Origin of the sequence: Sinorhizobium sp. M4_45, assembly GCF_002885915.1 — a bacterium.
In the GTDB taxonomy this organism is placed as follows: domain Bacteria; phylum Pseudomonadota; class Alphaproteobacteria; order Rhizobiales; family Rhizobiaceae; genus Sinorhizobium; species Sinorhizobium meliloti_A.
In genome coordinates this window covers 392,210-403,906 of record NZ_NWVE01000002.1, presented here as the reverse complement: position 1 = coordinate 403,906, position 11,697 = coordinate 392,210, and the positions used below count along the sequence as shown (strand labels likewise).

At 61.2% G+C, this 11,697-nt stretch carries 8 protein-coding genes; 4 read left to right on the top strand and 4 right to left on the bottom strand.

From position 1 onward, the window contains the following. Nucleotides 1-27: 27 nt before the first annotated feature. Nucleotides 28-2,337, bottom strand: coding sequence for a DUF1217 domain-containing protein (locus CN933_RS07575; RefSeq protein WP_018094411.1), 2,310 nt, complete (start codon nucleotides 2,335-2,337; stop codon nucleotides 28-30). A 371-nt stretch (nucleotides 2,338-2,708) separates the two neighbouring features. On the opposite strand from CN933_RS07575, the gene CN933_RS07570 reads away from it, so the two are divergent. After that, on the top strand, nucleotides 2,709-3,275 hold the full coding sequence (locus CN933_RS07570; RefSeq protein WP_018094410.1) for a DUF6101 family protein: 567 nt from the start codon (nucleotides 2,709-2,711) through the stop codon (nucleotides 3,273-3,275). A 79-nt stretch (nucleotides 3,276-3,354) separates the two neighbouring features. Here CN933_RS07570 and ubiA read toward each other — a convergent pair whose 3' ends face one another. From ubiA to CN933_RS07540, 3 genes are all read right to left on the bottom strand, one after another. Further along, nucleotides 3,355-4,314 (bottom strand): 4-hydroxybenzoate octaprenyltransferase, encoded by a 960-nt coding sequence (gene ubiA, locus CN933_RS07565; RefSeq protein WP_018094409.1) that lies wholly within the window; start codon nucleotides 4,312-4,314, stop codon nucleotides 3,355-3,357. A gap of 73 nt (nucleotides 4,315-4,387) precedes the next feature. Beyond that, on the bottom strand, nucleotides 4,388-5,194 hold the full coding sequence (locus CN933_RS07560) for a MipA/OmpV family protein (protein ID WP_102761392.1): 807 nt from the start codon (nucleotides 5,192-5,194) through the stop codon (nucleotides 4,388-4,390). Nucleotides 5,195-5,994: 800 nt separating this feature from the next. Continuing rightward, complete coding sequence (locus CN933_RS07540) at nucleotides 5,995-6,810, bottom strand: AraC family transcriptional regulator (protein WP_018094407.1); 816 nt, start codon at nucleotides 6,808-6,810, stop codon at nucleotides 5,995-5,997. A gap of 114 nt (nucleotides 6,811-6,924) precedes the next feature. Here CN933_RS07540 and CN933_RS07535 point away from each other — a divergent pair, with 114 nt between their 5' ends. The 3 genes from CN933_RS07535 to CN933_RS07525 all read left to right on the top strand — a co-directional run bounded on the left by CN933_RS07535 (nucleotide 6,925) and on the right by CN933_RS07525 (nucleotide 11,636). Next, the gene (locus CN933_RS07535) at nucleotides 6,925-8,121 is read left to right on the top strand and encodes an MFS transporter (protein ID WP_018094406.1); all 1,197 of its coding nucleotides are present in this window, start codon (nucleotides 6,925-6,927) and stop codon (nucleotides 8,119-8,121) included. Nucleotides 8,122-8,226: 105 nt separating this feature from the next. Further along, nucleotides 8,227-9,267 carry a polyamine ABC transporter substrate-binding protein gene (locus tag CN933_RS07530; RefSeq protein ID WP_018094405.1) on the top strand — a complete coding sequence of 347 codons (1,041 nt, stop codon included), beginning with the start codon at nucleotides 8,227-8,229 and terminating at the stop codon, nucleotides 9,265-9,267. Continuing rightward, nucleotides 9,264-11,636, top strand: coding sequence for a putative bifunctional diguanylate cyclase/phosphodiesterase (locus CN933_RS07525; protein WP_018094404.1), 2,373 nt, complete (start codon nucleotides 9,264-9,266; stop codon nucleotides 11,634-11,636). The genes CN933_RS07530 and CN933_RS07525 overlap by 4 nt, the downstream gene beginning before the upstream one ends. Nucleotides 11,637-11,697 lie beyond the last annotated feature (61 nt).

Below are 11,697 nucleotides of genomic sequence, written 5' to 3'. Positions count from 1 at the left end.
GCGTTCCGGTCCGGCCGGCGTTAAGCCCTACCCGCCCTTCCTGAGCTGCGACAGTTGGAAGAGCGTATCGGCGCTGATGCCGATATTGCTGCCGCTGCCCGAAAGCACCACCACGGCCGGATCGACTTCCATGTTGTTCTCCAGATCGTAGAGCACGGTGAAGCGCGCGAGGAGTTTCTTCAGTTCGGCCGGATCGCTCAGCTTCTCGAGCTCGAGGTTCTTCTCGACGATCTTGGCCTGCTGGTCGATGTCCATGGAACTGAATTCGTCGGGCAGGCTGAAGATCGTGCGGAACACTTCGGCGAGCGCATCATCGGCCAGGAGATCGTAAGCGTCGACGAGCGAGCCTGCCTGGCGCTCGAAATAGAGTGCCAGGCGGACACCTGCATTGTCCTCGCCGGCCTGTTCTTCCAGCGTCTGGTGCAGATACCGGTCGAGGGTCTCGTAAAGCCCCTGCCGCGTGATGATGACGCTCTTGTCCTCGCGCAGCACGTTGCCGCCGCGGTCGAAATTGAACGAGGTGACCAGGGCGATATAGGCCCCGGAGTTCTGCTGCTGATTGATGAAGCTCTTGGGATCGTCCAGATCGGAGGTGAAGATGTCGCGAAGGAAATCGACGGTGACATTCTCGGGATCGATGCCGTTTGCCGCCAGAGCGAAATCGACCAGGCGGGAATCGGCCAGAAATTCGTCGAGAGAGGAGAGTTTGGCGACCTCGGCCGTATAATATTCGGCATCCGCTTTGGCCTTGGTCTTGTCCTCCTCCGAGCCAAAACGGGACTTGTTGACGATGTAGGTCTTGGCGGTCTCCTGAATCAGCGTCTCCGACTGCGCCAATGCCGGAACGCCGATGTCGCCCGATGTCGTAAAGTTGAACAGCTGGGCGAGCTTCAGGTAACGCTCGTCCTTCAGCGTGTAGACGAAGCTTTCCGGATCGGTGAGATCGCTGGTCAGCACCCGCTTGATCGTCCGCGCGCTTTCGGCGTCCGGATCGAGACCGACGGCTTGCAGCGCGAAATCGTAGATCGAAGCCGTGTCGATGAAGTCGCCGACGGACGCCATCTTCTCGACGGCAAGCTTATAGGCGCCGATCGCCTTCGCGTCCGCTGCGTCGTCCTTGTCGTTGTAGCGCGTCATGTAACGGCTGGAGGTGAGTGTCGTCTGTTCCGTGGTCTGCGCCGCATCGCCCGCCGCGAGCGTGCCGTCCGCCTGGAAGTTGAAGGCCCTGGCGAGCGCCTTGTAGTTCTCGTTCCCCTTGCCGATCGTATTGATGTAGCTGTTCGGGTCGTCCGGATCGCTGGTCAGGATATTCTTGATCGTCGCCGGCACGATGGTGACCTCGTTGAGATCGAAGGCCGTGCGGATGTAGTTATAGAGGCGCGTATCGGCGACAAGCTCGCTGACGGTCGTGATGCTCGCGATCTTTTCCTCGAAATAGGCCTTGTTCAGGAGCGCTGCCTGGGGGGTGATCCGGGGATTGCTGGAGACGTAGAGTTCATTCATGGTCTTCTTGTGCGCGGCGGTCTGCGCCGATCCCGCGGCCACCGTGCCGTCGGCGTTGAACTGGAAAGCCGCCGCCATCGCCAGGTAATTGCTGACCGTGGAAATCGACTTGTTGTAGGTGGCTATCTTCGCCCGGAGTTCCAGCTTTTCCGCCTCCGTCGTGCCGCTCTGCTGGAGCTTCGCCTGAGCGTCGGCTCTGGCAGCCTCGAGCTCCGACAGTCTGGGTTCGAGCACGGTTTTCTCATAGCTGTCCGGATCGTCGGCATTGCTGGAGAGAACGTTGCGGAGCGTTTCACGGGAGTACGTGCTCTCGTCGATACCGAAGACGGTGAAGACATAGGTCCGCAGACGCTCATTGTTCAGAAGCTGATCGACGCTCGTTACCTTGTCGATCATGACGTTGTAATAGCGCGTCTCTTCCTTCTGGGTTTCCCCGATGCTGGCGATACTCGTATTGTAGAGCCCGATCATCTCGTCGAGCTGCGCTTCGGTCTGGGAAACCGCCGTTCCACCGCTGAAGCTGAACGCCATCGTGAATTCGCGGTATCGTTCGTCCGTCAACTTGTTGGCAAAGCTGTTATCGTCGGACAGGTCGCTTTCGAGCACCTTCCTCATGAAGGCGACCGACTCGATCATATCTGCCAGGCCATAGGCCTTCATCGCGTAGGAATAGAGGCGGTAGTCGGCGAGAAACTCGTCGACGGAGGCCACACTGCCGATGTTCTCCCTGTAATACTGCGTGTCGCGGGCGACGATCGTCTGCTCCGACACGCGTCTCAGGCTGAGCTTCATGTCCCGTGCGATCAGATTGTAGTCGAGATAAGTCGAAACCATGCGTCGCCCGCCAGCAAGGAACGGGGACCGCCGGCGCGCCGACATCCCCTGAAACCACTCCGATGATGGCGAAGATCGCGCAGCATGCTTGTGTGTGGCTTTCCCGCTGGAGCGGATGAGAAAAAACGGGTGCCCGTTTTCCGCCCGCATCCCGCCCCGGCAAAGCACATCGAAAATGCCCGCGGTTTCATTGACGAATGAGAAACCTTGCGGCCTCGGCTTTTGCTAACCATCGGAGACAGCAAAGTTTTTTTAACCGCGAATTTTAAGCCGCCCGGAACGGAGCCCGCCTATCCTCCGCCCCTAGAGGACGAAAAGTCCCGACAGGAAAGCCGGAAACGGCTCTCAAGGAAAAACAAGGGCGATATGAAATGCGCAATACACTCTCTCAGCCGGCTTGGGTCGGAAACACGCTCAGACTTGACCCGAAGCGCTTTCCGCAGCAAGCAAGCTACGTGCTGCGCGGGCACACGGGGAATGTCAGCATCAGCCTTGACGAGCGTGGCGCTGTTCTGCGCAAGGTGCTACCATTCAGCGGCCTGCCGCTTTCGATCGCTCTGCCGGCGCGAGCTTTCAAGGGTGTGGCGGCACGGGCAATCGACCATGGCGACGGGGAGGTTACAGTGACGCTCGAACTTCATCACGACGATCCGGATCTCTGTATCCCGCTGCTCGTGGCTCATGATCTTTCGGACATCGCAGCAGATTGGCGCGCCTGGGCCGAAGCCTATCGCATTCCGATGCTCATGGTGGAAGCCGACGGGGTCGCACGGCCGCTCGAGGAACATATCGGCGATGTTCGCGCCGCTCCCGCAAAGCCGCGCCGCCGCCATTCCTTTTTCGCCGAGCGCCGGCCGCGCTTTCTCGTGCGCCGCTCCACCGGCAGTCTCGGCATCCAGATGAAGATCGACGGCCGCGAAATCATCGCCCGGGCGTGACCGCAGCGTTCCAAGTCACAAGACAACGATCAGCAAGCCGGCCCTTCGACGCTCCGCGCCTTAGGGCCGGCTTCTGCGTTCAAATGAGCCGCACGAGAAGCGAGAGCACAAGTCCGGCAAAGATGATCAGGCCGACGACGCCGTTGAACTTGAACAGCGCGAGACATTGTAGCGGATCGTGAATGTTCAATACGAGAATCTGATAGGCGAGCATCACCGCGGCCACCAGAAGCCCGACATAGGCGAAAAATCCGGCGCCGGCGGACAGGAAGGCGAAAAGCATCAGGAAAACCGCAATCCCGTATAGCCCGATAAGCCAGGGCCGCGGGTTGTCGCCGAAGCGGCGGGCGGTCGAGCGAACGCCGATCAGCTCGTCGTCCTCCCTGTCCTGATAGGCATAGATGGTATCATAACCGATGGTCCAGGCGATGGCGGCAACGTAGAGGATGATCGCGGCCAGGGAGAGGCTGCCGAACTCAGCGGTCCAGCCCATGATCGCGCCCCAGGAGAAGGCGAGCCCCAGGAAAAACTGCGGCCAGTCCGTGAAGCGCTTGGCGAAAGGATAGATCGCGACCAGCGCCAGCGAAAGGAAGCCGAGAAAAATCGTGAAACCGTTGAACTGCAGCAGCACGACGAGGCCCACAAGGGCCTGCAACAGCATGAATGCCTTCGCCTGAAAACGGGTGACGCGGCCGGAAGGCAGCGGTCGGGAGCGCGTACGTGCCACTTCCATGTCGATGTCGTGATCGACGATGTCGTTGTAGGTACAGCCGGCACCGCGCATGGCAATCGCTCCGACAACGAACAGAAAGACATGGAAGAGAAATCGCCCAGCCGAAAAGCTGCCGAGCGATGCCGCCGTTCCGGACGCCATGGCCGCCGACCAAAGGCACGGCCACAAGAGCAATTGCCAGCCGATCGGCCGGTCCCAACGCGCGAGCTGCGCATAGGGCCACAGCGCTCGCGGCAGAACCCGATAGACCCAATTGTTGGACGGCGCGTCGTGCACGCGGCCGGAATCGATGGAAGAACTGTTCATGGCCTCTGTTTGGCCCCGCAAAACCCGCCGGTCAAGCGCTCCATTTCATCCCGCCCGCATCCAGGCCGACCCGTCAGGGGAGCGTGAAATCGAAGCGATAGGTCGCGGTCACCCCGACGAGGAACTGGTCGGGGCTGCCGCGCTCGCGTACGAGGCTTGAATCGGCGGCAGCGCCCATCAATCGCCGATATTCGGCATAGACACCCGTTTCGAGCTTCTCGGTCGCCATCCAGTTGATCTCCGCACCGAGCCCAGCGGAGTGAATACCGCCACCCGGATCATAGGTGCCGAGTCCCGAAGCAGCGGATTCCGCTGCGTTGACGCCATAATAGGCGTCGAAATAATCGCTCGATGCCGCCGTCAACCGCGGTCCGGCGGAAATGCGGACGGTTTCGCCGAGATCGGCGAAGGCATCCGCCGCGACATCGGCGACAACCCCGTGATGGCTGCGGATACCCTGACGTATCTCGGCGCGAAGGCGCATCCAGTCCGTGGGGTAGACTTCCGCGAAACCGCCGATTTCGCCGCCGAATTTCGGATGGTCGAGGCCTTTAAGATCGCTCGAGTCGTCCTCGTCACGCTCGAAAATCAATTTGCCGACGGCGCCAGCGCGAAAATGTCCCTGGTCGAGCAGGGCGTAGGACATGTTGTCGTTGCGCGACGAAAAGCGCACGGCGCTGCCAGCCTTGCCGAGCGAAACGAGCGGCGCCGCCTGAAGCATGCGCTTCGAACCGCCCTCATACTCCGGACCGAGAAAACCAGTGGCGCCTATCTTCAGATACCAGTCTCCAGACCAGGGGTACCGGCGTTCTTCGGCGGCAACGACTCCGGCTGCAAGAAGAAAAACCTGAGACGCAAGAAAAACAACACGAGTTCTCATCTATACTCCGAAGAATAGTTTATTGGGTTGGCAAACCCAGGACGTGCCTAAAGCACCTATAAGGGGTGGTTACCCATTCATACAACGCCTTCTTATCTTCGGCAAGTCCATGAGATTACGTTAATCCGATCTGTTCAGCTTCGGGATTCACACCGAACCGCGGCTACGTCGCAAATTGAACTAGGGCCTGTCGAGATTCAATTTGAGTTCATGACGGCTGCTGCGAGATGGATAATGGCGTTGAAGCTCTGGTCGGTTTTGTCGGCACGCATGGCGATGCCATTGAATTCCCCGAGTACCGACCGTGCGCCACTGCATGTTGATCGTAGCCGATCAATGGACAAAACATGCAGCAGTTCAAAGGGCTACAGCGACCTTTGCGCGTCTTATAAGACGCGCGGCGCTACAGGACTGCAATCTTTCCTCTCCTCATTTCTGTGCCTGTCACAGGGATCCAGCAGCGCCGCGTCCGCGGCGCGGAAGCGTTCTTTCAGCCCAAGGACTTGGTCTGGCTGGATTCCTGTGACAAGCACAGGAATGAGGACCGGGGATGTGCGGTTGCTACAACATTCGCTTGCGAGTGTGCGAGGGGATGGTCAACCTGTCACGCAATGAAAGGGTACGTCTTTTTTGAAGCGCGCCGAGGGACCGCACCCTCTCCGCCCTTATCCCTGTGCTTGTCACAGGGATCCAGCAGCGCCGCGTCTGCGGCGCGGGGAATGAGGAAATCAAACAGGCCGCCGCGGGTGGCGCGAATTTCAACAGGCCTTGGCGCAATTCTACGAAAGTACCGACGCCGTTCAGGTTCGCTGGTCACGCAGGTAGACGCTCGGCGGCGCACCCAGCATGCGGCGGAACATCGTCGTGAAAGCCGCGACGTTCTCGTAACCGGCGTCGAGCGCCACCGTGGTGATCGGCTCGCCGTCCGCAATGCGCGGCAGCGAGGCGAAGATGCAGGCATGCTGTCGCCACGTGACGAAGCTCACGCCCGTCTCCTGCCGGAAGAGCCGCGTGAAGGAACGCCGGCTGATGCCCATGCGCGCCGCCCACGCGTCGATATTCGCGGATGCCGACGGCGCTTCAAGAAATTGCCGGCAGAGGGCTGCAAGCTTGCGGTCGCGCGGGAAAGGCAGGCCTAAAGGTCGCTGGTTGAGCCGCGGTATTTCCGTGAGCAGCAATTCCATGATCAGGCTTTCGCGCCGTTCGGACGATGCTTCGTTCCCGGCGCCGACGAGTTCGTCGATGAGGCTGCCGACGAGCGCGCTCATCTCCAGGACGAGAGGCCGGCGCGCTTCGCTTGCCTCCGGCGGGATGTAGATGGAATGCATACGCACATCGCTGACCATCTCGGCCGAATGCTCGATTCCCGCTGGAACCAGCAAGGCGTGTCCCGGAGGAATCATCCAGCGTCCCTCCGACGTATAGACGAGCACCACCCCCGAACGCGCCCACCAGAGTTGAGTCCGGCTGTGGCTGTGGGAGGGCACGGTGAGCCCGCAGGCGTAGTCCCTCCCGATCGCGAGAACGGGCGCGTTCGCCTTCTCGATCCATTCCAGGCTTCTGAAATGATCCGCGTCCGGCAACTTTGGCAGGTGATGTCGGTCGGATTTCGCCATATGGCCCACTCTCGAAAGAACTCGACCAAATCACAAAAGCAGGCCAGCGACAACCCGTCTAGAGATGGCCGAAAAGGCTCCGTTGGCGAGCCGCCCCCTAAGGAAACATTCTCCATGGCAACGGTCACGTCGGCGGGCACCATCAGCCCGGAAAAGACAGCATTTTCGGTCATCCTGGCGGTCAGCTTCTGTCATATGCTGAACGACATCATGCAATCGCTGCTGACGGCGCTCTATCCTTTGCTCAAGGAAAACTACGCGCTCGATTTCGTCCAGATCGGCCTTCTGACGTTCACGTTTCAGGTGACGGCGTCGATGCTGCAGCCGGCCATCGGCATCGTGACGGATCGCTGGGCGCTACCCTATTCGCTGCCGTTCGCCATGCTCTCGACCTGCATGGGCCTCCTGCTTCTCGCCAATGCCGACCACTTCTGGATGCTTCTCCTGGCAGCGAGCCTGATCGGCATCGGGTCGGCGATCTTCCACCCCGAATCCTCCCGCGTGGCCCGGCTTGCGTCGGGCGGCCGCCACGGGCTGGCCCAGTCGCTGTTCCAGGTCGGCGGCAATGCCGGAAGCGCGCTTGGCCCGCTGCTGGCCGCATTCATCGTGCTCCCTTTCGGCCAGGGCAGCCTCGGCTGGTTCTCCATCGTCGCCATCACCGGTTTCTTCGTGCTTTCCTGGGTGAGCATGTGGTACGTCCGCCACCGCCGCGCGACCATGAGCCGTCCCGTCCCCAGCCGCGCGCTGCCCCTGCCGAAGGCGCGGGTCCTGTGGACGATCGCGATCCTCGTCCTGCTGACGGCTACGAAGAACGTCTATCTCACCAGCATCTCGAGCTATTTCACCTTCTTCGTCATTGAAAGGTTCGGCACCAGCGTACAGCAGGCGCAGCTGATGCTGTTCCTCTTCCTCGGTTCGGCGGCCGCAGGAACCTTCCTCGGCGGCCCGATCGGCGATCGATACGGCGCCCGCTTCGTCATCTGGTTCTCGATCCTCGGCGTCGTTCCGTTCACCCTTCTCTTGCCTTATGCGAACCTGTTCTGGACGGGCGTGCTGAGCGTCATCATCGGCCTCATCTTCTCGTCCGCTTTCTCGGCGATCGTCGTCTTCGCGCAGGAACTCGTTCCCGGCCGGGTGGGGCTCATCGCCGGCGTTTTCTTCGGTTTCGCCTTCGGCGCCGGCGGCATGGGCGCCGCGGTCCTCGGCGTCTTCGCCGATCGGCAGGGCATCGAGTTCGTCTATAAGATCTGCTCCTATCTGCCGCTCCTCGGGCTGCTCACCGTATTTCTGCCGAAGCTGCCGGCGCGATGAACAGGCGTGCGGGCGCCTCGCGCCCGCACGATCTTGCTCCGGACGTAAGCATTCCTCAATCATTGCCGGATAGCGTCCGGCGATGGGGGTGTGCAGGGGCAGAGAATGAACGCACGCAGAGCTATTTCCGTCTTTCTGGCGACACTGCTTTGCGCTTCCGCGAGCCGCGCCGAAACGCTCAACCTGCTTATCTGGGAAGACTATATCGCCGAGAGTCTCATCGACCGCTGGACCGAAAAGACGGGCGTTTCCATCCGCCAGATCAATTTCGACAGCGACGATGCCCGCGACGAGATTCTTGCTGATCCGGGCCGTAACATCGATCTGGTCATCGTCGATGAGAACGGCGCGACGCTTTTCGGACGGAAGGGCATCATCGAGCCGCTCTCCGAGACCAATCTGCCCGCGCTCGCGGACTATGCGCCGCAATGGCGCAAATCCTGCGCCGGTTACGGCCTTCCCTACTTCTGGGGCACGGTCGGCATCCTCTATCGCTCCGATGTGGTTACGCCGCCACCGACATCCTGGCGTGACATGATGCGTCCGGCACCGGCGCTGCAGAAGCACATCGCCATGTTCGCCGACCACAGCGAGATTTTCGTGCCACCGCTGATACTGCTCGGCGCCTCCGTCAATGCCGACGACACGGCAACGCTGAAGGCCGCATTCGCGCTCCTGAAGACGCAGGCCCCATCCGTGCTGACCTACGACTACGTCGTCACCTCGATCCAGGATCCGGCCTTGGCCGGAAATATTTATCTGGCGCTGGGTTATAGCGGCGATCAGCATGTGCTCAACAGTAAAGCCGGCAAGGCGGGGCTATGGCGCTACGCCGTCCCGAAAGAGGGCACGTTGTCGTGGGTCGACTGTTTTTCCGTCACGGCCGCATCCCCTCGCAAGCAAAGGGCTCTTGAATTCCTGAACTTCATCGGATCGCCGGAGGCCGCCGCTGCCAACGCGATCGCGCTCAACATGCCGACCGCAAGCAGCGCGGCGCTCAAGCTCCTTCCGGAGACCATGCGCTCCGATCCGGAAATCTACCCGCCGTCCGAAATCACGGCGAAAAACCAGCACCACCAGGAATTGTCCGTCAGGTCGATCGAAGCGCGCCGGCGAATCATCAACACGTTGGCGAACTTCCAGTGACCCTCGGCAAGCGTGCGCTCATCCTCATCTTTCCGGTCGTGCTGGCGGGTTATCTTCTCGCGGCTCTCTCCGTACACGTCGCCCAGAGCCGTTCCATCCGCGCACTCGAGCACGCCAAGCTTTCACAACGGCTCGAACATGCCGCCTCCGTCTTCCAGAACGAGGTTCGGCGCAGCCGCGGTGCCCTCAACGCGCTTTTGAGCGGCAACGCGCTGCGGCAATACGTGGCCGAAACCGACAAGAAATATCGCGCCAACGCGCTCGGTGTGCGGCTGCAGGAGAGCCTGACCTCGCTGTCCGACGATCCTGCGGGGTTTATCTCCCTGGCTGTTCTCAACAGCAAGCTGGAAGCGGAGTACTACTTCGAGAACAGTTGGGATCCCTTTGCGGAAATCGATCCGGCACAGCTCGATCTCGCGCGCCAGTTGCTCAACGGATCAAAACTCGGCGACTGGAGCTATGTCGACTCCGCCGGCGACCGGCCGCGGATCGTCTATTCGCTGTTCGTCGATCCGGTAACCTTTGGCCGGCCGGCTCCCAGCAACAGGGCAAATGCGCTGCTGATGCAGGTTGCGGTACAGCCCGACCGCTTTCTCAGGCTGCTGGCCCCGCTGAAAAGGGAATATGGCGCCGATATCGTCCTCCAGCCGTGGCCGCTTGCCGTGACCGACGATCTGTCGGCGAGCGTTCCTCTCGGGCCCGCCTTGCATGCGACGCTGACGGTTTCTGATGCGCATTTCGAAGCCCAGATGATGCGTCAGAAAGTGCTCCTCGCCCTCGGCGCTTTGGCCATGAGCCTCTTTTCGATCTGGCTGATTATCGTGCTCATCCGCCGCTTCATCACGGGCCCGATCGCAACCCTCGATACCAATGTCATGGCGGTGATGGCCGGCGCGCGCGCGGAAATCGCCGAGGTGGACGAGGCCGGCGAAATCGGCCGCCTGACCCGAAACATCCGGGAGATGCATCGACAATCCGTCCAGTCGCTCCAACTCGTGCAGCGGAGTTCCTGGACCGACACGTTGACGGGCATCAGCAACCGGGGACGCTTCAACATGCTTGCCGCGCAGGCCGTCCAGGAGGCTGTCGCATCCGGCGAGAAATGCAGCCTGCTTTTCATCGACATCGACAACTTCAAGTTCGTCAACGACAAGCACGGCCACGATGTCGGCGACGAGCTCTTGAAAACGCTCGCCGCCCGGATCGCACGCGATGTCGGAGCGATCACGCGCAGGCGCGGACAGGAGCCGGCCATCCTCGCGCGGCTCTCCGGCGACGAATTCGCGGTTCTGTTGCGTTCGCAGCTCGGCGACGGCGCGGTGCGGGAGGTTTGCGGCGCGATCCTCGCTCTGTTTTCAGACGGGTTCGAGCTTTCCGGCAAGCGTTATCCGGTCACGGCAAGCATCGGCGTTGCCGCATGTCCTGATGATGCGAACTCGGTCGCGGAGCTGATCTCGAATGCCGACGCTGCCATGTACCAGGCGAAGAGTGCCGGCAAGAACCGGTCCGCCCGCTTCTCCCGCGCGCTCAATGACAAGCGCACCCGTCAGCGGCAGATCCAGGATGAGCTGCGCTCGCTCGATCCCGACGAGCAGTTTCACCTGGTCTACATGCCGATCGTCGACGCCGGCGGAAAAGTCACCGGCTGCGAGGCTCTGTTGCGCTGGCACTCGCCTGTCCTGGGGCATGTGACGCCCGACGAATTCGTTCCGATAGCCGAGAGCTCCGGTCTGTTCACGAAAATCGACTGGTGGGTCATCGACAAGGCGATGTCGGATTGCCACCAGCTGAAGGCTCTGTTCGGCCCCGATACGGTTCTGGCGATCAACATCTCCTCGGCCGAACTGCACTCGAAGTCGATCAACGACCATTTTTCGGACTGCCTCACGCGCCACGGTCTGGAGGCGCGATCGATCGACATCGAGCTTACCGAAACGTTCGCCGTCCAGATCAGCGATCAATTGCGCCTGAACATGGAAGAACTCAGGAGCAAAGGCTTCCGGCTCTCGATAGACGACTTCGGCGCCGGCTACACATCGGTTCAGCAGATCATCGATTATGCCGCGGATACCATCAAGCTCGACCGGGCGCTCGTCTCCAACCTGGCCGCTTCGCGATCGCTGGCGGTACTCAAAGCGGTCGTCGCGCTCTGCCACGCGAAGGAGATGACCGTGGTCGGCGAAGGCGTCGATACGCCGGAAAAGCTCGCCATGCTGACGGCGGCGGGCTGCGACCGCTTTCAGGGCTATCTGATCAGCAAGCCGCTCCCGCTCACCGAGCTGGCGATCTGGGCGCTCTCCCGGGTCGCGCTCGCCGCAGACACGCCGGCTGACGACGACGGCTGGCCGGTGGCTGCAAGCCGGCGCTGACGTTACTCCCGACAGAAGCACGCTGGCTGGCACCAGGAAATTTGCAGCGCGGGCCGCTTTT